Raw genomic sequence first — 22476 nt, 5'->3', positions numbered from 1 at the left:
CTCGTTTCCGATTAACTGCATTGGCTTGCCGATTGTCCGACTACAAGTTCCGTCGCGTCCAGCAGCCGCTCTTGCCGCTTCGCACGCAAACCTGCGCTGCACCGCACCGTTCGCGTCAAGCCGCCCGCGATGCCGCGCTACGGTTTTCATCAGCGGCTTCGCCGCCGCGCGCTGCCGCCAGCAATGCCACCGCCACACTCGGCGCGCACGTCGCAGCCCAGTCCGACCGGCTCGCCGGCACACTCGCCAGCGTACCGAAATCGATATACCCGCGCGCCTCTTCACGCGCGAGCGCCGCCGCGAGAAACCGTCCGCAGCCCGCACCCACCAGCGGGGCGGTGGCGAGTTCAGGGTGCGCCGCCGTCACCCGCGCCAGATTGACGCCGATTTCTCGCAGTTGCAGTTCACGCCAGCGCAGCGCGAACCGGCGCCATTCGGCGGGATCCGTTTCATGAGCATCGCGGCCGATCATCCGCGCGAGCCGCGTGCGGCTTGCGTTTTCCGTCTTCGGCCCCTGGTCGGCGCACGGATACAGGTCGTACTGCGGCGCCAGTTCACCCGTGAGCCGGTAGACGTCCGCCGTGGTCGCGAACCATTCGTTCATCACGTTGACGGCCGTCCCGGCGAATTCGATGCGCTGCGCGACACCGCACAACGGCGTGCGCACCACCCCCTGATACACGAGCTCGCCCGTGGCGAGCCGCCCGGCGTCGGTCGCGGCGCGCGCGACGACACGGCCGCCCGCGAGCGGAATGATGTCGGTGGTCGTGCTGCCGATGTCGATGAGCAGCGCATCGGGCACGCGCGTCGCCACCCAGCGCGCGGTCGCCAGCCAGTTCGCCGAGGCGACGCTGCGCCAGCCGGCCGCGCAGGCCTGCGCCGTGAGCCAGCCGGCGTCGCCGGCGTAGAAGCAGAGCCGCGGCCCGAGCCGCTCTGCCAGCGCGGCGGCGATCGCCCGCACGCCCTGCGCGCGGTCCTCGAACAGGTCGACCATCTCGCCGGTCATCGTCACCGCGTGTTGCGCGGCGCCAGTGTGCGCGAGCGGCCAGCGCTCGAAGACGAGGTCGATGGTGCGCTCCAGATGGTCGAGCCCCTGCCACAACGGACACGCCCATTGCGCGATATCGAGCACGACGCCGCTGGCATCGGCCATCGATACCTTCACATGCGCGCCGCCCACGTCCCAGCCGAACACCGGCCCGCTATCCAGCGTCGCGGAACTTGCATGCGTGACATGCGCGGTGCTCATGGCCGGGCCCCACAGGCGGACTGTGCGCCACGGCTGCGCGCCGCCGGCCCGGATCGCCCGACGCGCACCCCGTGCGCCGCGAGCAGGGTGCGCGCGAGATCGCCGCCGCGCGCACCCGCGGACAGACCCGCATACGCCACGGTCAAACGCGGATTGACCTCGATCACGACCGGCCCGCGCTGCGGATGCCACACCACGTCGATGCCGACGAAGCCACGCAAGCCCGGCATCGCCTTCGCGACGCGCTGTGCGAGCGCGCCGAGCAGGCGGCCCTGATCGCCGGCCAGGTCGATCTGATTGACCGTCACGCCGTCGAATTCGACGATGCGCGGTTGCCGTTGCGACGTGTCGTTCGCGCTCAAGCTGATTTGCTGCCGGTTGATGCTGATGAGTTCCACACCGTCGGCACGGCAGATCAGCGAAAGACTGAGCGGCTCGCCGTCGACCCAGGCTTGCAGCACGGGATTGCGCGCGGCCGCCGCGCGCGCGTCGTATTCGGCGCACGCGTCGGCGAAGCTGTCGAACACGAAGGTATCGAGGCCGCCCGCGCCGTCGTCCGGTTTCACGACCCAACGCTCGCCGCGCTGCACATCGGATTGTCCGGGTTCGATCGCGGGCGTGGTGGCGACACCCTGCGCCGCGAGCAACGCCGCCGTCGCGCTCTTGCTCGACGCCACACGGATCGCTTCCTTTGCGCAGCCGAGCCAGCGCGCCGCGCCCACCGCGTCGTACAGTTGCAGCAGCAAGCCGTCGCATTCCGGCGCGATGACCCACGCGTAATCGTGCTCGCGCGCCACGCGAGCGACGAAAGCCGTCATCGACTCGCCTTGCGCGGCCCTACAATGAGCAAGCGCCGGGTCGACGGTTTCGAAGCGCGAACTCGCGAAGCTCACGTCCACGCCGTCGAGTTCACGCAGCTCGCTCACCAGCGCGTCGCGCATCACCCGGCCTTCGACGATCAGCGCGCTCAGGTCGGCGAGACTCGCCGCGCCGGCATGCGCCGGGTCGATGCCGCCGCCGGTGAGGTACTCGTAGACAAAGATCTTGGTCAAAGGAACGCGCCCCTATGCAGGTGATACCGGTTCTCGATCTGCTCGACGGCCACGTAGTGCGCGCGGTGCGCGGCGAACGGACGGCCTATCGGCCCATCCGCTCGTTGCTCGCCGCCGGCAGCGAGCCGCTTCACATCGCCCGTGCGCTGCTTGCGGCAAGCGGCGCACGAACGCTCTATATCGCCGACCTCGGCGCGATCCTTCAGCAAGGCGCTCATGTCGAGACGCTCGCTGCACTGCGTGCCGCCCTGCCCGGCACGGTCATCTGGCTCGACGCGGGCTATGCCGACTACACCGCGATGCATGCGCTGTTCGAACGTATCGAGGCAGCCTGCAAGCGCAACAGCAGCAGCCAACCCACTCCGTATGATCCGCACGCTCCGCACGATCTCGCGAGCCTCGTGCCCGTATTCGGCACCGAGTCGCTGCGCGACATCGACGCGCTGCGCACCGCCGAAGCCGCCGGTCTCTCGCCGATCCTTTCGCTCGACCACCGCGCCGGCCAACTGGTCACCGCCACCGCATTCGAGCGCACCTCCGCATGGTGGCCTCGAAGCGTGATCGCGATGACGCTCGATCAGGTGGGCAGCTATGACGGGCCCGATCTCGCCACCATCGAACGCATTCGTGCCACGGCTCCCGCGCATACCGCCGTGATCGGAGCGGGCGGCATTCGCCATCGCGACGATGTTGCGGCAGCGGCCCGCAGCGGCGCATCCGCGTGGCTCGTGGCGTCCGCGCTGCATGATCGGCAGATCGGCGCGCCGCTCATCGAATCCACATAGGCGAGCCATACAAATTCCATGCCAAACGTCGAAGAGGGTGTGGATGTAAACGAACGGCAAGCTGATGTGGCAGTTCGTGACACTCTGCTCCAGATTGACACACAACCTGTGCGGCGCAGCCGGCAGGCGTGCCGCCGATTCGGCTGGGCAGAGGCGGCGCATCGCGCAAACGGCGGCCGTATCGATCCCTTTAAGCGCAGCGCCACATGAGCGGCGCACCATTCGCCGCACACCCGCACCATCGCCATGCATCCGGATCGGCATGGAGCTTGCTAAAAGTGCGGCCATGCACCTCTCGTCCATCGATCCATCGTCCACGAGCCCGTCGGCCGCGAACAGCGCGCCCGCCTCGCCGGTTACGCGCGATTGGATCTGCCCGTTCTGCCCGCTGCTGTGCGATGACCTCGTCGTCGAGTCGCGCGAAGACGCCACGCTCGCGGTGCCCGATACCGAATGCCCGCGCCTCGCGCAAGCGCTCGCATGCTATGGCAGCGCGGATGCGCAGTGCGGCAACAGCGTCGACGGACACGACGCGGATCTCGACACCGCACTGGCGAGCGCGGCGCGGATACTTTCCTCGGCCCGCCGCCCGCTGTTCGGCGCGCTGACCACGGACGTTGCCGGCACCCGCGCGCTGTACACGCTCGCCGCGGGCTGCGGCGCCATTCTCGATCATCTGCACGGCGATGCGATGAGCGCGGCCACGCTGCCGTTGCAGGATCGCGGGTCGTTCTTCACGACGCTTTCCGAAGTGCGTTCACGTGCGGACCTGCTGGTGTTTTTCGGCTGCCGGCCTTCGCAGCGTTATCCGCGTTTCTTCGCGCGTACGCTGGAAGGCACGCAGCAGCAGCGCGAGCTGGTGTTCGTCGGCTGCGCACCCGACCCGGCGGCGAGCGGCCTCGCGAATACGCGAATCGAAGCGCTCCTGCCGGACGCCGATCCTTTCGACACGCTCGCGCTCTGGTCCGCGCTTAGCGAAGGCCGTGAGCCCGGCGCATTGCAGGACGACGGCACAGGTGCGGCAGAAGCGCTTGCCGAACTACAGGCCCGCATCGCCGCCGCGCACTACACCGTGCTCGTCTACGAACCTGCGGCGCTGCCCGGCCCGCATGCCGCGCTGCTGATCGAAGCATTGAACCGGATCGTCAAGGCGGCCAACCGCACCGTCCGCGCCGGCTGTCTCGCGCTCGGCGGCGACGATGGCGCACTGACCGTCAATCAGACCGTGACCTGGCTCTCGGGTCTGCCGCTTCGTACTCGTGTCTCCACGCCCGCACGCATCGCCGGCACGGCGCCGCTCGACTACGATCCGTATCGGTATCGCACGGCCAGATTGCTCGCCGAGGGCGAGATCGATGCCCTGCTGTGGGTCGCCAGCTTCGCGCCGCCGGCCTGGCCGCAAGCGCTCGCCGAAGACGTACCGGCGATCGTGCTCGGCCATCCCGCTTTAGCGCAAGCCGCGAAATCGCGCGGCGGCGCCACGGTCTTCATTCCCGTCGCCACGCCTGGTATCGACAGCGGCGGCCATCTGTTTCGCGTCGACGGCTCGGTCGTGCTGCCGCTCGCTGCCGCACGCGGGGCGGCACTGCCGTCAGTGGCGGCGATCGCATCGCAACTGGCTGAGCGGCTCCACGCCCAACCCGCCGCACAGGTGCAGCCATGAGTCTGATCCGGCTCAAGGGCGGCACGCTCTTCGATCCCACCCACGGCGTGAACGGCGAGCGCCGCGACCTGGCGATCCGCGACGGCCGCATTGTCGAGGTGCCCGCCGCCACGCCGGCCGACCACGAATACGACGCCACCGGCATGATCGTGATGGCAGGCGGCATCGACATGCACTCGCATATCGGCGGCGGCAAGACCAATCTTTCGCGCCTGCTGCTGCCCGAGGATCATCGCGACGACCGTGTGCGGGACGCCGCCTATGAATCGGTGCAGGACGCGAACGGCCGCTACCTGCGGCTGCCGTCGTGCGGCGTCTGCACGCCCGGCACGCTCGCAACCGGCTACCGCTACGCCGAAATGGGCTACACGGCCGCGTTCGAGCCGGCCATGATGCCGTCCAACGCGCGCCACACGCACCTCGAAATGGGCGACACGCCGATCATCGATCACGGCGCGTATGTGATGCTCGGCAACGACGAGCTGTTCCTCCAGATGCTCGCCGCGCGCGACGACTTCGAGCGGCTGCGCGACTACATCGGCTGGACGATTCATGCGAGCAAGGCGCTCGGCGTGAAGGTTGTCAATCCGGGCGGCATCTCCGCGTTCAAGTTCAACCAGCGCTCGCTGAACGTGGACGAGCCGCACGTGCATTACGGCATCACGCCGCGCGAGGTGCTGCACACCCTCTCGCGCGCGTTGACCGAGTTGCGCGTGCCGCATCCGCTGCATGTGCATGCGAGCAATCTCGGCGTGCCCGGCAACATCGATTCGACGATCGCCACGATGGATGCCGCCGGCGGCCTGCCGATCCATCTCACGCATATCCAGTTTCATAGCTACGGCACCGAGGGTCCGCAAAAGTTTTCGTCGGGCGCGCGGCAGATCGCGGAAGCGGTGAACGCACGGCCGAACGTGTCGATCGACGTCGGACAGATCATCTTCGGGCAGACCGTCACCGCATCGGGTGACACCATGATGCAGTTCCGCAACACGCCGCTCGCGCGTCCGCACAAATGGGTGATCGGCGATATCGAATGCGACGCGGGCTGCGGCGTGGTGCCGTTCCGCTATCGCGAGCAGAGCTATGTGAATGCGTTGCAGTGGATCATCGGCCTCGAGATCTTTCTGCTGATCGACGACCCGTGGCGCGTCGCGATGACCACCGATCATCCGAACGGCGGCCCATTCACGAGCTATCCGCATCTGATCCGCCTGCTGATGGACAAATCGTTTCGCGACGAGCAACTCGCGAAGCTCAATGCCGACGCACAGGTGGCGAGCGCGTTGCCGCAGTTGCAACGCGAGTTCTCGCTGTACGAAATCGCCATCATCACGCGCGCCGGCCCGGCACGCCTGCTCGGGTTGCGCGACCGGGGCCATCTGGGCGTCGGCGCGGCGGCGGACATTGCCGTCTATCGCGACGACGCGGACCGCGAGCGGATGTTTACGTCGCCCGCGTATGTGTTCAAGGACGGCGAACTGGTCGCGCGCGACGGCACGCTCGTCGCCACGCCCACGGGCGGCATCCATTTCGTTTCGCCCGACTTCGACCGGGGCATCGAGAAGACGTTGCGCGCCTACAGCGACGCCAATCTGGCGAACAACTTCGCGCATGCCGCCATCGGCGACGACGAGATCTGCCACTGCTGCCGCGGCGGCAGACTGCTGCCGGTCGAATGTCTCTCGAACGGCTGAGCAAAGATGAAGCGCACACCATGAGCGAACCGGCGACCCTGCAGATCAACGGCACCACGATCGACGCCACCTTCGCGGAAGCCTTTCCGATGAAGGCGACGCGGCTCGTCATCACCGCCCATACGCCGGCCTGGGCGATGCACGCCGCCAACTCGCTGACGGGTTTCGCCACCTCTGTGATCGGCTGCGGCTGCGAAGCGGGCGTCGAACGCATGCTGCCGGCCGGGCAAACGCCTGATGGCCGGCCAGGCGTGACGGTGCTGCTGTTCGCGGTCTCGTCGAAGGAACTGGCCAAACAGATCGAACGGCGCGTCGGGCAATGCGTGCTCACCTGCCCGACCACCGCCGTGTATGGCGGCATCGACGCCGGAACGAGCCGCGCGCCGCTGTCCGACCGGGCGCCGCTCGGCAGCGCTCTGCGCTTTTTCGGCGACGGCTGGCAGATCTCGAAGATGCTCGGCGACACGCGTTACTGGCGCGTGCCGGTGATGGACGGCGAGTTCGTCTGCGAAGACACGGCGCTCACTGTCAAAGCCGTGGGCGGCGGCAACCTGATTCTGCTGGCGCGCGATATCGACGCCGCGCTGGCCGCCGCCGAGGCCGCGGTCGCCGCCATGCGCAGGCTGCCGAACGTCATCATGCCGTTCCCGGGCGGCGTCGTGCGCTCGGGTTCGAAAGTCGGCTCGAAATACAAAGGCGCGAGCGCATCTACCAACGACGCGTTCTGTCCCACCCTCACGGGTCTCTCGGCGCGCAGCGAACTGGGCGCGGAAGTCGGCTGTGTGCTCGAAATCGTGATCGACGGGCTCACGGATACGGACGTGGGCGCCGCGATGACGGCGGGTATCGGCGCGGCCGCCGAATCAGGACGCGCGGCCGGCCTGCTGCGGATTTCGGCGGGCAACTACGGCGGCAAGCTCGGGCCTTACCACTTCTATCTCCATAGCCTCGCAGCCGGCCTCGACGGGAGCCGCGCATGAGTCAACGCACAACGCTGCGCGTGAAAACGCCGCCGGGTTTCCGCGTCGACGCTTCCTCCCTGCTGCCGATGCCGCTCGCGGCGATGAGCGTGGCGGACATCGAGGGCATGGTCCTGCCCGCGGGCAATGACAGGTGTATCGTGGGCGATATATTCGACGTGTCACGCCATGAAGCCGCCGATGTCCCCGAAGCGCCTCACGCCGGCGCCACCCTGGTGGTCGAAAACGCAGAGCCGTGGCTCGACCGCATCGGTGCACGGATGACGGACGGGCACCTCGTCGTTCACGGTTCGACCGGCGACTACAGCGGTTTCCAGATGGCGGGCGGCAGGCTGCACATTGAAGGCGACGCGGGCCATTTCACCGCATGCGAAATGCGCGGCGGCCGCCTGACGGTGACCGGCCATAGCGGCGATTTCGCCGCCGGCGCGCTCGCAGGCGACATGGAGGGCATGACGGGCGGCACGCTGACGATTCATGGCAACGCGGGCGCACGGCTTGCCGATCGCATGCGCCGCGGCCTCGTGCTGGTCGGCGGCAATGCGGGCGATTTTGCCGCGTCGCGACTGGTGGCGGGCACAGTCGGTATTGCCGGTCAACTGGGCGCGCATTATGCGTACGGTATGAGGCGTGGCACGCTGCTGCTCGCGCAGCAGCCGGCGCACTTGCCGCCGACGTTCACCGAAGGCGGCCGCGGTTTCGACGTGTTCTGGGCGCTCCTCGTGCGCAGTCTCGCCACGGAAATCGCGCCTTTTTCGCAGTGGCGCGCGGCGAGTTTGCCGACGCGCCACGCGGGCGATCTCGCGGTCGACGGACGCGGGGAAATACTGGTCGTGAGTTAGCCACCGGAGCCGATGGCCCGCAAAACAGCCCGTCAAACGGTGTTCGACAGAAACACCGGATAACGAAGGAGACAGCATGACGATGGCGCATTCTTCCCACCTGACGCCGGGCGCCGAAGCGCCCGCGCCGCGCTATGCCGGCGTAATGATCGCGCTGCACTGGCTGATTGCTCTTTGCATCATCGGCCTGCTCGCGCTCGGACTTTATATGGTCGGACTGCCGAAGGGGCTGCCGCTCAAGGCGGCGCTGCTCAACCTTCACAAGTCGGTCGGACTGACGGTTTTCCTGCTGGTGCTTCTGCGCATCATGGCGCGTGCGGCCTTCAACCGGCCGCCCTTGCCGCCGATGCGACCGTGGCAACGCGCCGCCGCGCGCACTACGCAGGGCCTTTTATACGTGGCAATGGTCGCGATGCCGGTATGCGGCTATCTCGGTTCGTCGTTCAACCGCTACGGGACGCGCTTCTGGGGCGTGCCGCTGCCGAAGTGGGGCTGGGACGACGCGGGTTTGCGCGAACTCTTCTTCGGCCTTCATCAGGCGATCGGCTATGCGCTGATCGCATTGATCGCGCTGCACGTGGCGGGCGCGCTCAAGCATCAGTTGATCGACCGTGACAATCTGCTGGCGAGGATGCTGCCATGATGCGGCACGCTTCGAAGTCCGGGTCAAGGCCGGGGGCACGGCAGGCGTCGCCACAAGCGCCGTTGACGGTGGACGCGCTGCGTACGCGCGACGGGCATCGCGTGTCGTTCAGCGTCGCCGGTGCGGCTGACGGCGTGCCGGTGGTCGTGCTGCACGGTGGTCCGGGCAGCGGCAGCCAGCCCGGTGCACTGGGGCTTTTCGATCTGACGCGCTTCAGGGTCGTGCTGATCGACCAGCGCGGCACCGGCGCCTCGACGCCGCACGGCAGTGTGCGCCATAACCGCACCGACCGGCTGATCGAAGATATCGAAGCGATCCGTGTCCGGCTCGGCGTCGAACGTTGGGGCGTGCTCGGCGGCTCGTGGGGTGCCGCGCTCGCGCTTGCATATGCCGGCCGGCATCCGCAGTCCGTGACGGGCGTGGTGATGCGTGGCCTGTTTCTCACTTCCTCGCGCGAGGTTCGCGGGCTGTTCGTCACGGCGCGCAAGCGCGCGCCGCGCGCATGGTCGCAGTTGTGTGCGGCCGCGCAGTGCGACCGGCCCGCAGCGTTGCTGGCACGCTGTCATGCCCGGTTGCAACGCGGCGCAAACGCGAACCAGGCGCAACAGCATGCACTCGCTCTCGCCTGGCGCGGCTATGAAAATGCCGTGCTCGCCAGTGCCACCTCACGCCGCTCACGCTCGCCCACAAGAAGTTCGCGTCAAGACACGCGCAAGCTGATCGGCAAGTACCGGATTCAGGCTCACTACCTCATGCATCGCTGCTGGCTCGGCGAAACCCGTCTGCTCTCGCTCGCGCGCGGCGCCGCCGCAGCCGGCGTGCCGCTCGCCGCCGTGCATGGCTCGCGTGATCCGGTGTGCCCGCCGGACAATCTGCGACGCCTCGCGCGCGCCGTTTCCGCGGCACGCGTCGAATACGTGCGCGCCGGTCATCTGGCGAGCGACCCGAAGCTGCACGAACGCGTGGCCGCAGCGCTCGCGATGATGTTCCTCCCCACCGCTCACGACGAGGGGCGCGTTCTGCGCCGCGCGGCATGAAAATCAAGGTACTCGGCTCATCGGCGGGCGGCGGTTTCCCGCAATGGAACTGCAATTGCCGCAATTGCGACGGCGTGCGGCGCGGCACGATCAAGGCGACGCGCCGCACGCAATCGTCGATCGCGGTGAGCGCGAATGGCGAGGACTGGCTGCTCGTCAACGCATCGCCCGATCTGCTCGCACAGATCGCCGCCAATCCGGAATTGCAGCCGGCCCGCCGCGCGCGCGACAGCGGCATTGCCGCGGTGCTGGTCATCGACGCGCAGATCGATCACGTGACCGGCCTGCTGATGCTGCGCGAACGCGACACGCCGCTGCCGCTCTATGCGACTAATGCGGTATGGCAGGACCTGTGCAGCGGTTTTCCGGTTGCGCCGATCCTCTCGCACTATTGCGGCGTCGAGCATCGGCGTATCGCGCTCGACGGCGCGCCGTTAGCGATAGATGCGCTCGGCGGCGTGCAGATCGACGCGCTGCCGCTGTCGAGCAAGGCGCCGCCCTATTCGCCGCACCGCAACGCACCCGAGCGCGGCGACAACATCGGACTCGTCATCACGAACCGGCAGACCGGCAAGCGCGTGTTCTATGCGCCCGGACTCGGCGCGATCGAAGCGCACGTACTCGCGGCGATGCGCGAGGCCGATCTGCTGCTCGTCGACGGCACGCTGTGGACCGCCGATGAAATGATCCGCCTGGAACTTTCGAAGAAGACTGCGGCCGACATGGGCCATCTGCAGCAGTCCGGCCCCGGCGGCATGATCGAGGTGCTGGACTCGCTCGGCGCGCACAATGCTCGCAAGGTGCTCATTCACATCAACAACACCAACCCGATTCTCGTGGAGGACGGCCCCGAGCGCCGCATCCTGACCGAGCACGGCATTGAAGTGGCGTATGACGGAATGACGTTCGAGATCTGACATGAAGCGATGAAATCGGACTGAAGCGGGAAATCAAGCGTCAGTCTGCAAGCGTAGTCATGAAGTGCAAAACGGAGACAGCATGAACGCGAAAGATACCTTGGGCACGGCGCCGCGCCAGAACGCGCAAACGAACGGAGGCGACGAGCGCCCGGCCTGGACCCGTGAAGAATTCGAAGCACAGTTGCGCGCGAAAGGCGCCGCGTATCACATTCATCATCCGTTCAATGTGAAGATGAATAGCGGCGGTTGCTCCCGCGAACAGATTCGCGGCTGGGTCGCCAATCGCTTCTATTATCAGATCAATATTCCGCTGAAGGATGCGGCCGTGCTGTCGAATTGCCCGGATCGCGAAACACGCCGCCGCTGGGTGCTGCGCATTCTCGACCACGACGGTTGCGGCGACGAGGAAGGCGGCATCGAAACATGGGCGCGGCTGGGCGACGCGGTCGGGCTGTCGCGTGACGATCTGTGGTCGCTGAAACAGGTGGCGCCCGGCGTGCGCTTCGCCGTCGACGCCTATGTGAATTTTGCGCGCCGCGCGCCGTGGCAGGAATCGGTCTGCTCGTCGCTCACGGAAATGTTCGCGCCGCAGGTTCATCGCGACCGGCTCGCGAGCTGGCCGGAACATTATCCGTGGATCGAGTCTTCGGGTCTCGCGTATTTCCGCTCGCGCATTTCGCTTGCACAACGCGACGTGGAGCACGGGCTCGCCGTCACGCTCGATCATTTCACGCGGCGCGAACAGCAGGAACGCGCGCTCGAGATCCTGCAATTCAAGCTCGACATTCTGTGGACCATGCTGGATTCGATCGAAAAGGCCTTCCCGCAATGAACGATCTGCCACGCGCCGGCGGCGCCACGCAAACCGCCGATCGTCCGACGATCAGCAAACTGTTTCGTCTGCAATGGGAGCCCGCTCAGAACGCTCACGTCCTGCTCTACCCGGAAGGGATGGTGAAGCTCAATCAGAGCGCGGCGGAAATTCTCAAACGTTGCGACGGCACGCGCGATATGAACACCCTGATCGCCGACCTGGAGCAGGCGTTCAGCACGACCGGGCTCGGTCCCGACGTGCGGGCGTTCGTTGCCGACGCGCAGTTGCGCGGCTGGCTGGAGTAGCGCGATGACGGACCTTTCACAACCTGGCGGCGCGGCACAGCCGCAAGCGACTCCGGACGGCGTGGCACCGCCGCTCTGGCTGCTCGCCGAGCTGACTTATCGCTGCCCCCTGCACTGCGCGTTCTGCTACAACCCGGTCGACTATACGGATCACAGCCGCGAGCTCAGCACCGAACAATGGATCGGCGTGCTGCGCGAGGCGCGCGCGCTCGGTGCCGCGCAACTGGGGTTTTCAGGCGGCGAACCGCTCGTGCGCGACGATCTGGAAGTGCTGGTCGGCGAGGCGCGCAAGCTCGGCTTCTATACGAATCTGATCACCTCCGGTGTCGGTCTCACCGACAGGCGCCTCGGCGATCTGAAGGCCGCCGGCCTCGACCACATCCAGCTGTCGTTCCAGGATTCGACGCAGGAACTGAACGACTTCCTGAGCAGTACGCGCACCTTCGATCTGAAACAACGCGTTGCCGCATCGATCAAACGGCACGGCTTTCCGATGGTGCTCAACTGCGTGCTGCACCGCTACAACCTGCCGCACGTCGACAAAATCATCGACATGGCGCTCGCAATGGGAGCCGAATACCTGGAGCTCGCCAACACGCAGTACTACGGCTGGGCGCATCAGAACGAAGCTCAACTGATGCCGACACGCGAACAGCTGGAGGAAGCCGAAGCGGTAGTCGAGCGTTATCGCCGCACGCAGGGTGAGCGCTGCAAGATCTTCTTCGTGGTGCCGGACTACTTCGAGCGACGCCCGAAGCGCTGCATGAACGGCTGGGGCGCGGTGTTTCTCGGCGTCGCTCCGGACGGCGCGGCGCTGCCCTGTCACGCCGCCCGCAGTCTGCCGGGACTCGTGCTGCCGAACGTGAAAGAGACGCCGCTGCGCGAAATCTGGTACGAAAGCGACGCGTTCAACCGCTTCCGCGGCCTCGCATGGATGAAAGAGCCCTGCCGTAGCTGTGACGAGAAAGAACGGGACCTCGGCGGCTGTCGCTGCCAGGCCTATCTGCTCACCGGCGACGCGGCCAACGCCGACCCGGTCTGCGACAAGTCGCCCGCGCACGACACCGTGGTGAGCGTGGTGAACATGGCACGGCGTGCGGCCGCCGCAGGCGAAGCGCGCGAGCAGCCGATCCTGTTTCGCAACGACACCAACTCGCGCAAGCTGGCATCCGCTTTGTCCACTGCGGCGAGCGGCGATACCTGCGGCCACGGCGGCACTGGAGGCTGACCATGACAGCCGGAGACATTTCCGTCCTGCTCGTCGACGATCACGCGGTGGTGCGCGAGGGTTACCGGCGACTGCTCGAACTGAATGCCGACGTGCATGTGTGCGGCGAGGCCGCCGACGCCGCCCAGGCCTATCAGCGTTTCTGCGCGCTGCGGCCGGACGTGGTGGTGATGGATGTCTCGTTGCCGGGCGCCAGCGGCATCGAAGCAATGCGACGTATGCTCGCGCGCGAGCCGGACGCGCGCGTGCTGATCTTCAGCGTGCACGAGGAGGCGATTTTCGTGCGCCGCGCGCTCGATGCCGGCGCCCTCGGCTACGTGACCAAGGCGAGCGCGCCCGATGTGCTGGTGGAAGCAGTGCGCACCATCGCCCGGCGCGCGGGTTATCTGAGCCCGGATATCTCGCAGGCGCTCGCGCTGCGCAATGCGTTCAGCGAAGGGCCGCCCGGACGGCAATTGTCCGCGCGCGAATTCGAGGTGCTGCGTCTGCTCGTGCAGGGTTATACGCTGCCGAGCATTGCCGAAAAACTGGGGCTGAGCCAGAAGACCGTGGCCAATCACCAGTCTGTAATCCGGCAAAAATTCGGCGCCGACAACGGCGTGCAGCTCGCCCAGATGGCGAGCCGCCTCGGGCTTCAGTTCACGGGCTCGGCAAGCCCTGCGTGAGCAGGCACCCGCGCGCAGAACAGGAACCCGCCTTCCGGCCTGCTCGCCACGTGAAATTCGCCGCCGAGCGCTTCCACGCGCTCGCGCATGCCGATCAGGCCGAGTCCGCCGCGCGGCTTGTCGAGATCGGCGCCGGGGCCGTCGTCGGCCATAGTGACGACGATTTCATCGACGAGCCTGCCGTCCTGCCGCTCCCGCGCCTCGCGCGGCGCGCGCACCATGAACACTTCCACGCGTGCAGTGCGGGCGAACTTCGAGACATTGGTGAGCCCTTCCTGCACGAGCCGGTAAAGCGTGATGGTGAGCGCGTCGCTCAGCCCGGTGAAGTCCCCTTCGATCGTCAGCGAAAACGAGGCGTCCGGCAGCCGCTCACGCCAGCCGTCGACGCAATGCTCCAGCGCGCTCGGCAAACCGAACTCGTCGAGCCCGATGGGCCGCAGGCGCCGGATCATGCCGCCAATCTGCCGATAGACGTGACTCGCGCTCTGGATCAGGCCGAGCGACACGCGATGAACTTCCGGCTCGCGTGCGCTGGACAGATCGCGGATGCGCGCGGCGTCGAGCGAGATCGCGTTCAGGTACTGGCCCAGTTCGTCGTGCAGTTCGCGCGCTAAATGGCGGCGTTCCAGTTCCTGCGCCTGCAACGCCTGATTGGCGAGGCGCCGGTTCTCGGCGAGCAGCCGTTCGGCCTGCTCTTCCAGCGCGCACCGACGGATCAGCTCGCGGCGCGCCTCGCGATACCGGCGCCATGCGAACCACGCGAGGCCGATGGAGAGCACGCACAGCGTGCCCGGCAATTCGTCGAGCTGGAAGCGTTCGAGGCCGCGCGTCCAGCGGTAAGCGTGCTCGCTGAAATCGAACCTCGCGCTCAACACGGCGGCGAGCACCGTCAGCGCGAGCACCCATGCAAGGTCGCGCCGCACCGTCGAATGCGGCGGAACGGGGCGCGCTGAAGAAGGGTTCGAGGGATCGCTTGCCATCACGTTTGCATTCTACTCAGACCGGTCGCCCGCAGCGGTTTGTTGCAGCGCGTTTGGGAACGCTTCCCCGCGATATCGGGAAAAGCTCCCGGGTCTCGCGCGCCGGCGTATGCGAAGCTTTGCACACACAGAAAGAAAGCGCTACGCACGCCGCAACGCGGTAGCGCCAATGAAGATAGCGTCGATCCGGCCGGAGACAAAACGATGAACATGCCGCTCAGCGCGCACCGCGCATCCCGCTTACCGGACTTGCCACGTTTGCGCCGGCGTGCCGGTCTCACGCTCTGCTTCGGCAGCGCGCTCGCAAGCCTGTCGGTCCCGGTGTGGGCCCAGGCCGAAACCGCCACGCCGGCAGCGGCGGCTTCGTCGGCCGCGCCGGCCGGTGCGAGTCCGGACGCCGATACGGTGAAGCTCGCGCCGATCGTCGTGGTCGGCACCACGCCGCTTCTCGGCATCGGCACACCGCTCTCTCAGGTGCCCGCCAATGTGCAGACCGTTCACGCGCAGGACCTGGAACAGCAGCACCGCAGCACGCTCACCGACTACTTCGCGAAGAACCTGCCGAGCGTCGATATCGCCGATGCGCAGGGCAATCCGTATCAGGTCAACCTCAACTATCGCGGCTTCACGGCGTCGCCTCTGCTCGGGACGCCGCAAGGCCTCTCGGTGTTCGTGGACGGCGTGCGCGTGAACGAGCCGTTCGGCGACGTGGTGAACTGGGACCTGCTGCCGCAACAGGCGATCGACACGATCCAGCTGATTCCCGGTTCGAATCCGACCTACGGGCTCAATACGCTGGGCGGCGCGCTCGCGATCACGACGAAAAACGGCAAGACGAGCCCCGGCGGCGAGGCCGAAGTGCAAGTGGGCTCGTGGGGCCGCAAGACCGCCCAGATCGAACAGGGCGGCACCATTGGTCAGAATCTGGATTACTACGTGACCGGCAGCATGGCGAACGACAACGGCTGGGCGGAGCAGAATGCCAGCCGCGTGCGGCAGGCGTTCGGCAAGCTGCGCTATACCGACGCGGATACGACGCTGTCGTTCTCGGCGGGCGGCGCGGACAACGACCTGCACGGCACGCAGACCATTCCGCGATCTTTCCTCGGCAATCCGAAGCAGCCTTATACCTATCCCGACCAGAATCTGAACACCGCCGCGTACGCGACGCTCTCGGGCGACCATTACTTCAACGACCATGTAGAACTGAGCGGCAACGTTTATTACCGGCACTTCCGCAACGACAATGTGAGCAGCAACACCAACTCGGACTTCGGCTCGGTGGACGACGACGGCAACGTCGATACGACCCAGGCCACCAACGAAAAATCGATCGTCTCGACCGACAGCTATGGCGCCAGCCTGCAACTCACGCTGCTCGGCAAGCTCGGAGGAATGGAGAACCAGTTCGTCGCTGGTGTGTCCGCGGATATTGCCAACTCCCGGTACACCCAATCTTCCCAGGACGCGGTGTTCACCGCTTCACGCGCGACGATCGGCATTGGCGATTTCGAGCAGGAAACCGCGGCGAAAACGCATAACGGAAACTACGGCATCTATCTGCAGGACACTTTGTCGCTCACGAAGCAATGGACGCTGACGCTGGCCGGACGCTACAACTGGGCGGACGCCACGATCGGCGATTCGAGCGGCACGCAGCCGCAACTGGACGGCCACCATACGTTTTCCCGCTTCAATCCGGCGGTCGGCATCAACTGGAACCCGACCTCCGCGTTCACGGCTTATGCCACCTACAACGAAGGCATGCGTTCGCCGACCGCCATCGAACTGGCCTGTGCGGATCCGTCCGCGCCGTGCTCGCTGCCGAACGACTTCGTGTCGGACCCGTCGCTTCAGCCGGTGATCTCGAAGACCTTTGAAATCGGCGCACGCGGACGCATCGGCCAGGCAACGACCTGGAGCGCCGCCGCTTACAGCACGACGCTCGACAACGACATCGAATTCATCAGCACGAATGGCGCCACCAGCAACCAGGGCTTCTTTCAGAACGTCGGCCGCACGCGCCGGCAAGGCGTGGAGCTGTCCGGACACAGCCAGTTCGGGCCGCTCGCGGTCACGGCCAGCTACAGCTATGTCGATGCGACCTACCGTTCGAGCTGGACCGAAAGCAGCCCGAGCAACTCCAGCGCGGATCAGAACGGCAATATCACGGTCAAGCCGGGCGACCATATTCCCAGCATCCCGGCCAACACCGTCAAACTGCAACTCGACTATGCGGCCACCGCGAAGTGGAACGTCGGCACCAACCTGACCTGGCGCGGCAGCGTCTATGCACAGGGCGACGAAAACAACCAGGACGTGAACGGCAAGATCGCCGGCTATCTGCTGATCGATCTGGATACCTCGTACCAGGTGACCAAACAGTTGCAGGTCTTCGCGAGCGTCACGAACCTGCTCGACAAGCGCTACGCGAGCTTCGGCGCGCTCGGCGAGAACTTCTTCAACGGCGCGAACCATACGTTCGACGGCGCCAACCCGATCAACGAACAGTTCGTCGGGCCGGGCGCGCCGCGTGGTTTCTGGGTGGGGTTGCGCTACGCGTGGAAGTAGCTATGGGTGTGAGCCGATCGGCGCGTCGTGTCGCCTGACGACGCGTGATCGGCTCATCGGCTCATCGGCTCACATGCTGCACGCGCTCAATGCGATTCGATCGAGCCGTCGCTATGCGGATAAGTGACGATGCCCCAGGCCAGCGGCAGTTCGCCGATCTGCTTGATCGGCTGATAGCTCTGCGCGTCGAGCACATACACCGCGTCGGAGCGCCCGCACGCCACCAGCAGCTTCGCGCCATCCGGCGTGAAGCTGAAGTGCCAGCAACGCTGCCCCACCGGCACGTCGGCGAGATGCTCGTAGCTGTGGCCGTCGAAAACCTGCACGGTCCTGTCGCGCGCCGCGGCGACAAAAAGCCGCTTGCCATCCGGCCCGAACGCTACCCCGTAAGGCCCGAGCTTCGTATCGACAGTCTTCGTAACCTGGTACGTACGCGCGTCGATCACCACGAACTTGCTTAGCGATTCGAGCGTGACCACATAATCCTTGCCATCCGGAGACAGGCGGATGCCGCGCGGACGGCCACCTGCGACGAGCTTCACGGTTCTCACCGGCGCGCCCGTGCGGACGTGATAAACGGACACCGTGTCGTCGCCCTCGTTGGTGACGAGCATCATGTTGCCGTCGCGTGAGAATTCGATGCCTTCGGTTTCGTGGCCGCTCGTCACTGAACGGATCACGCGCCAGGTTTTCATATCGACGATCGCGATCTGCGCGGGCGGCTTGTTGGCGTCATCGTCGTCGGCACCCGGCTTTGCGTTGGCGGCAGGTGGGCCACCGTCTTCGCCGGGCTCGTAGGTTACGTATGCGAAGCCATTGTGCACGCGCACATATTCGGGGTTCTTGCCGATCTTCACACGCTGCACGACCTGACCCGAAGCCGTGTCGATCACCGCCAGGTCGCCGGTGTTCTTGTTGGCCACGAGAAGCCGTGTGCCGTCGGTATTCAGACTCAGGCCGCGTGGGCCGTCGGCGCCGACCGGAAACGTCTTTGTCAGCGTCATCTGATCCAGATCGATCACGCCGACGCCGGCCTTCTCGCTGGTCACGTAGGCCATTGGGGCGGCGGCGTATGCCGTGCTCGCGGCGAGCGCGAACGCCGTGGCGGCAGTGGCTAACGTGGCGACAGCGAAAGCGAGGGAACGTGTTGGTGTGGTGTTGCGGAACCGTGTCTCCAGCATTGTTGTACTCCGTTGTGAAAGCGCTGCGCCGCGAAAGCTCGCGTCATTCAAGCAAAGTAGTCCATTGGAGGATCGTTTGACAACGAACATCTGGCGGGAGATTTTCCCGAATTGACGCTGCGCGGCCCGCGGCAGTACTAAAACACGCTACAGGGGTGGAAAATAAACGCGGAGGTGGCCAATGCAAGGCCTCGACCGTGATGCTGGAACGTGCAACGGCGACGGCGGGATATACCGCGAACGATACGGCATGGCGCCGTCGGATCGTCGTGGCGCTGGGCGCCGTGGTCGCCGCTCATGTGGGTTTGCTCGCGTGGGTGTCGGCAACGCTGGACAGGACGGTGGAGCGAACGGTCGAAGCACCGGCCATCGTTGCGATGTTGTTGAGGAATGAGCCGGAGACGGCTGCACCCATCACACCTGTAGCGCGTGCCGTGCCCGCGCCGGCCGCCGTGGTTGCAGCGCCGCAAGCCGCGCAGCCTCCGGCACGCAGCAAACTCGCGCCGCCTCGTCTCAAGGCGCCGCGCAGCAGCGTAGCGCCTGCGCCGGGTGCGCCAGGTGCGCCGGATGTACCTGCCACGCCGTCGCCGTCCAGAGACGCTGCACGCTCACCGGAGCCCACTGCCCCGGCCGTTGCTGCTGCGCCTTCGCCCGCAGCACCGGCAACGAATGCACCGGCTACACCAAAGAGCGTAGCGCACGTCGATTGCGATATTCCCAAGCCGGATTATCCCGACATATCGAAGCGCCGCAGTGAGAGCGGCACGGCGATCGTGCGCTTCGTAGTAGGCCTGAGCGGTCATATCGAAACCGCGCAACTGCAAAAAAGCAGCGGCTATCCCCGGCTCGACGACGCAGCGCTCTCTGCCGTGCACGCCGGGGCCTGCCAGCCATACAGGGAAAACGGCGAAGCGGTACGCGCCGCCTATTCGGAATCGTTCGTCTTCGGCTTGACCGAGTAACTTGTCTACGGGTCAAAGGAAATCACCATGCAACACTACGGCCTCGCGAATGTCTGGGAAAGCGGCGATATCGTCACGCGCTGCATTCTGGGCACGTTGCTGATCATGTCGGTTCTCTCGTGGACGGTGATTCTCGTCAAGCTATGGACCATTGTGCGGATCAGGCGCGTAACCCGCCAGGCCGAAGCGCAATTCTGGCGAGCCGACCGTTTCGAGGACGGCTTGAAGAGCCTCGGCGCCGAAGCATCGAAGTCGGTCCGCGACAACCCGCTTCTCGCGCTCGCTCTGGCCGGCGAGGAAGCCGCGGCCCATCATCGGCAAACGCAGTCGCATCTGCATGACCGCATCGACGTATCCGACTGGATTACGCGCCGCCTGCAGGACACGATGGACGACGCCATCGCACGCATGCAAAGCGGACTCGCGGTGTTGGCATCGATCGGCAGCACCGCGCCCTTCGTGGGGCTCTTCGGCACCGTGTGGGGCATTTACCACGCGCTCATCCTGATCGGCGAGACGGGACAGACCTCGATCGATCACGTCGCCGGACCGGTCGGCGAGTCGCTGATCATGACGGCCTTCGGCCTCTTTGTAGCGATACCCGCGGTGCTGGGATACAACGGGCTGACCCGCGCCAACAAGTCGGTCGTGACGAGACTCAAGCGTTTCGCGCATGGACTGCATGCGTATTTCGTGACCGGCTCGCAATTGCCGTCGAGTACCGGTCCCGACATGCGCATCGTGCCGCGCGCCGTTCCTGCGGCAAATGGCAAAGCCAATGACGCCACGAACGACGGAGCGCTCAAATGGCAATGACCCCGTTCTCCGACGACGAAGATAGCGGCCTGATGAATGAAATCAACATGACCCCGCTCGTCGACGTGATGCTGGTACTGCTGATCATCTTTCTCGTCACCATTCCGGCCATGCAGCACGCGGTGAAGATCGATCTGCCGCAAGCGAGCAGCCAGCCAGACAACGTCAAACCCGCACATCTCGACGTTGCCGTGCGAGCGGACGGCTCGATTCTTTGGGACGGCCATCCCGTGGCCGACGACGTTCTGCGCGCAAGGATCGCCGAGGCCGCGCGCGCGAAGCCTCAACCCGAACTGCATTTACGGGCCGACCGCAAAGTGCCTTATGAACGTGTTGCCGACGTGATGTCAGCTGCGCAGGCCGGCGGGCTGACAAAAATAGGCTTCGTGACCGATCCTCGGGCGAAGAAATAGCGCGGCGTTTCCGCGTGCTCGACACAACTACTCAAAGGATGTCTTACCGGAGACCAAAGAATCTCTGAATTCAAATCGGCATCCGGCTCCGCTATCGTGGCTGCTTGAACCTGCTTGAAGCTGCTTGAACTCAGGAGAGCCCGGACCATGCAAGCCCTGATTTTCGACGTCGACGGCACGCTTGCCGATACCGAGACCGCTCATTTGCAGGCCTTCAATGCCGCATTTGCCGAAGTGGGTCTCGACTGGTTCTGGGACGAACCGCTCTACACGCGTCTTCTGAAGGTGGCGGGCGGCAAGGAGCGCCTGCGGCATTACTGGCACGTCGCCGATCTGGAGGAAGCGGACGGCACGCGTATCAACGACGTGATAGACGCGGTGCACGCCATCAAAACCCGTCACTATGCCGCGCGCGTGAGCAACGGCGGCTTGCCGTTGCGGCCGGGCATTGCGCGTCTGATTGCCGAGGCGCAAGCGGCCGCCATTCCGGTTGCGATCGCAACCACCACCACGCCAGCGAACCTAGACGCATTGCTGCAAACGCCGTTCGGACCCGCGTGGCGTACGCGCTTTGCCGCGATTTGCGATGCCGGCACGACCCACGTAAAAAAGCCTTCGCCCGACGTCTATCTCGACGTGCTTCGTCAGCTCGGGCTGAAAGGCCCGGACTGCGTGGCCTTCGAAGACTCCGCGAATGGTCTGCGCGCCGCACGCGCGGCGGGCGTTCCCACTATCGTGACGCCAACCGCCTATACGTCGCAAGATGATTTCGACGGCGCGTTGGCCGTGCTCCCTCACCTGGGCGAACCGCACGCGCCGATTCCTTCGTCTGTACCGGATGAACGGGCCGGATGGGTCGATCTGGCCACCTTGCGTCAGTGGCATCGCCACGCGTCGGCCGCGCTTGCCTGATCTGCGTATGCTCGCGAGGCCACTCATGAGAAGCATGCAGTCCAAAGCCGTGCTGGTCGATCTCGACGGTACGATGGTCGACACCGCGCCGGACATTGTCGAAGCGGTCAGCCATATGCTCGACGAGTTCAACGCAGCGCGGTTGCCGTTCGCGACCGTTAGCGGTTTCATCGGCAAGGGCGTACCTAACCTGGTTCGACGTTCCCTTGAAGCAGCCGGTCTGGACCGGCGCGTCGATGTCGACCATGCGTTGAACGTGTTTCATCGCCACTATGTGCAGACCAATGGACGCCTAGGCCGCGTTTTTCCACACGTGGAGGCAGGGCTTGCGGAGTTGCAGCGTCGTGGCTACCGGCTTGCATGCGTCACCAACAAACCGGAAGAACTCGCTGCGCGGCTATTGCTCATGACTGGCCTTGCCCGCTACCTCGACGTACTGGTGGCCGGCGACTCGATAGCGAGAATGAAGCCCGATCCCGAACCGTTGTGGCACGCGTGCAGGCTGCTCGACGTGGAACCTGAAAACAGCGTACTGGTTGGTGATTCGCCGGTCGACGTGAGCGCCGCGCGAGCGGCGGGTCTGCCGGTATTTATCGTGCGCTATGGCTATGCCGGGCCACACGGGTCGGCGGCGCTAGCGTGCGATGGTTTGATCGATTCACTCATGGCAATGCCCGCGATTCTGGAGTCTCGCGGAGCGCGTGCTGGATAACCTGGTTGACGATCGGATTGGAGCTACGGATTTGCAAACATCCGCAGGT

The 22476-nt window shown here is 65.7% G+C and carries 22 protein-coding genes; 18 read left to right on the top strand and 4 right to left on the bottom strand.

Annotated elements, in window-relative coordinates:
• Positions 1 to 115: 115 nt before the first annotated feature.
• Together BXE_RS24915 and BXE_RS24910 are read right to left on the bottom strand one after the other, a co-directional pair.
• The gene (locus BXE_RS24915; protein WP_011490899.1) at positions 116 to 1249 is read right to left on the bottom strand and encodes a hydantoinase/oxoprolinase family protein; all 1134 of its coding nucleotides are present in this window, start codon (positions 1247 to 1249) and stop codon (positions 116 to 118) included.
• Positions 1246 to 2301, bottom strand: coding sequence for an ATP-grasp domain-containing protein (locus BXE_RS24910; RefSeq protein ID WP_011490898.1), 1056 nt, complete (start codon positions 2299 to 2301; stop codon positions 1246 to 1248). Before BXE_RS24910 ends, BXE_RS24915 begins: the two co-directional genes overlap by 4 nt.
• Before the next feature lie 14 nt (positions 2302 to 2315).
• Here BXE_RS24910 and BXE_RS24905 point away from each other — a divergent pair, with 14 nt between their 5' ends.
• From BXE_RS24905 to BXE_RS24850, 12 genes are all read left to right on the top strand, one after another.
• Positions 2316 to 3086 carry a HisA/HisF-related TIM barrel protein gene (locus BXE_RS24905; protein WP_011490897.1) on the top strand — a complete coding sequence of 257 codons (771 nt, stop codon included), beginning with the start codon at positions 2316 to 2318 and terminating at the stop codon, positions 3084 to 3086.
• Positions 3087 to 3372: 286 nt separating this feature from the next.
• The gene (locus BXE_RS24900; protein WP_040124037.1) at positions 3373 to 4749 is read left to right on the top strand and encodes a formylmethanofuran dehydrogenase; all 1377 of its coding nucleotides are present in this window, start codon (positions 3373 to 3375) and stop codon (positions 4747 to 4749) included.
• Positions 4746 to 6446: a formylmethanofuran dehydrogenase subunit A gene (locus BXE_RS24895; protein WP_011490895.1), complete on the top strand. Its 1701-nt coding sequence runs from the start codon at positions 4746 to 4748 to the stop codon at positions 6444 to 6446. The genes BXE_RS24900 and BXE_RS24895 overlap by 4 nt, the downstream gene beginning before the upstream one ends.
• Positions 6447 to 6466: 20 nt before the next feature.
• The gene (gene fhcD, locus BXE_RS24890) at positions 6467 to 7426 is read left to right on the top strand and encodes a formylmethanofuran--tetrahydromethanopterin N-formyltransferase (RefSeq protein WP_011490894.1); all 960 of its coding nucleotides are present in this window, start codon (positions 6467 to 6469) and stop codon (positions 7424 to 7426) included.
• A complete protein-coding gene (locus BXE_RS24885; RefSeq protein WP_011490893.1) occupies positions 7423 to 8268 on the top strand; it encodes a formylmethanofuran dehydrogenase subunit C in 846 nt (281 codons plus the stop codon). The genes fhcD and BXE_RS24885 overlap by 4 nt, the downstream gene beginning before the upstream one ends.
• 76 nt (positions 8269 to 8344) lie before the next feature.
• Positions 8345 to 8911: a cytochrome b gene (locus BXE_RS24880; protein WP_011490892.1), complete on the top strand. Its 567-nt coding sequence runs from the start codon at positions 8345 to 8347 to the stop codon at positions 8909 to 8911.
• Complete coding sequence (locus tag BXE_RS24875) at positions 8908 to 9948, top strand: alpha/beta fold hydrolase (protein ID WP_011490891.1); 1041 nt, start codon at positions 8908 to 8910, stop codon at positions 9946 to 9948. Before BXE_RS24880 ends, BXE_RS24875 begins: the two co-directional genes overlap by 4 nt.
• A complete protein-coding gene (gene pqqB, locus BXE_RS24870) occupies positions 9945 to 10865 on the top strand; it encodes a pyrroloquinoline quinone biosynthesis protein PqqB (protein WP_011490890.1) in 921 nt (306 codons plus the stop codon). Before BXE_RS24875 ends, pqqB begins: the two co-directional genes overlap by 4 nt.
• Positions 10866 to 10947: 82 nt before the next feature.
• On the top strand, positions 10948 to 11700 hold the full coding sequence (gene pqqC / locus BXE_RS24865; protein ID WP_011490889.1) for a pyrroloquinoline-quinone synthase PqqC: 753 nt from the start codon (positions 10948 to 10950) through the stop codon (positions 11698 to 11700).
• Positions 11697 to 11987, top strand: a complete 291-nt coding sequence (pqqD, locus tag BXE_RS24860; RefSeq protein ID WP_007176300.1) for a pyrroloquinoline quinone biosynthesis peptide chaperone PqqD — start codon at positions 11697 to 11699, stop codon at positions 11985 to 11987. Before pqqC ends, pqqD begins: the two co-directional genes overlap by 4 nt.
• A gap of 4 nt (positions 11988 to 11991) precedes the next feature.
• Positions 11992 to 13215: a pyrroloquinoline quinone biosynthesis protein PqqE gene (gene pqqE, locus BXE_RS24855; protein WP_011490888.1), complete on the top strand. Its 1224-nt coding sequence runs from the start codon at positions 11992 to 11994 to the stop codon at positions 13213 to 13215.
• A gap of 2 nt (positions 13216 to 13217) precedes the next feature.
• Complete coding sequence (locus tag BXE_RS24850) at positions 13218 to 13880, top strand: response regulator (RefSeq protein WP_007176298.1); 663 nt, start codon at positions 13218 to 13220, stop codon at positions 13878 to 13880.
• On the opposite strand, the gene BXE_RS24845 is transcribed toward BXE_RS24850, so the two are convergent.
• Positions 13850 to 14860 (bottom strand): histidine kinase, encoded by a 1011-nt coding sequence (locus tag BXE_RS24845; RefSeq protein WP_011490887.1) that lies wholly within the window; start codon positions 14858 to 14860, stop codon positions 13850 to 13852. The genes BXE_RS24850 and BXE_RS24845 overlap by 31 nt on opposite strands.
• Positions 14861 to 15064: 204 nt before the next feature.
• Between BXE_RS24845 and BXE_RS24840 the strand changes: the two genes are divergently transcribed.
• Positions 15065 to 17431, top strand: coding sequence for a TonB-dependent receptor (locus BXE_RS24840; RefSeq protein WP_011490886.1), 2367 nt, complete (start codon positions 15065 to 15067; stop codon positions 17429 to 17431).
• An 86-nt stretch (positions 17432 to 17517) separates the two neighbouring features.
• Here BXE_RS24840 and BXE_RS24835 read toward each other — a convergent pair whose 3' ends face one another.
• Positions 17518 to 18612, bottom strand: a complete 1095-nt coding sequence (locus BXE_RS24835; protein WP_011490885.1) for a beta-propeller fold lactonase family protein — start codon at positions 18610 to 18612, stop codon at positions 17518 to 17520.
• A 197-nt stretch (positions 18613 to 18809) separates the two neighbouring features.
• On the opposite strand from BXE_RS24835, the gene BXE_RS24830 reads away from it, so the two are divergent.
• The 5 genes from BXE_RS24830 to gph all read left to right on the top strand — a co-directional run bounded on the left by BXE_RS24830 (position 18810) and on the right by gph (position 22427).
• A complete protein-coding gene (locus BXE_RS24830; RefSeq protein ID WP_049782255.1) occupies positions 18810 to 19574 on the top strand; it encodes an energy transducer TonB in 765 nt (254 codons plus the stop codon).
• A 27-nt stretch (positions 19575 to 19601) separates the two neighbouring features.
• On the top strand, positions 19602 to 20390 hold the full coding sequence (locus tag BXE_RS24825; protein WP_011490883.1) for a MotA/TolQ/ExbB proton channel family protein: 789 nt from the start codon (positions 19602 to 19604) through the stop codon (positions 20388 to 20390).
• Positions 20381 to 20803, top strand: coding sequence for an ExbD/TolR family protein (locus BXE_RS24820; RefSeq protein ID WP_011490882.1), 423 nt, complete (start codon positions 20381 to 20383; stop codon positions 20801 to 20803). The genes BXE_RS24825 and BXE_RS24820 overlap by 10 nt, the downstream gene beginning before the upstream one ends.
• A gap of 147 nt (positions 20804 to 20950) precedes the next feature.
• Positions 20951 to 21715, top strand: a complete 765-nt coding sequence (locus BXE_RS24815; RefSeq protein ID WP_011490881.1) for an HAD family hydrolase — start codon at positions 20951 to 20953, stop codon at positions 21713 to 21715.
• Between the two features lie 25 nt (positions 21716 to 21740).
• Complete coding sequence (gene gph / locus BXE_RS24810; RefSeq protein ID WP_011490880.1) at positions 21741 to 22427, top strand: phosphoglycolate phosphatase; 687 nt, start codon at positions 21741 to 21743, stop codon at positions 22425 to 22427.
• Positions 22428 to 22476: the final 49 nt, after the last annotated feature.

The sequence above is a fragment of the Paraburkholderia xenovorans LB400 genome (genome assembly GCF_000013645.1).
GTDB lineage: Bacteria > Pseudomonadota > Gammaproteobacteria > Burkholderiales > Burkholderiaceae > Paraburkholderia > Paraburkholderia xenovorans.
This window is presented reverse-complemented; position numbering and strand designations above follow the sequence as displayed.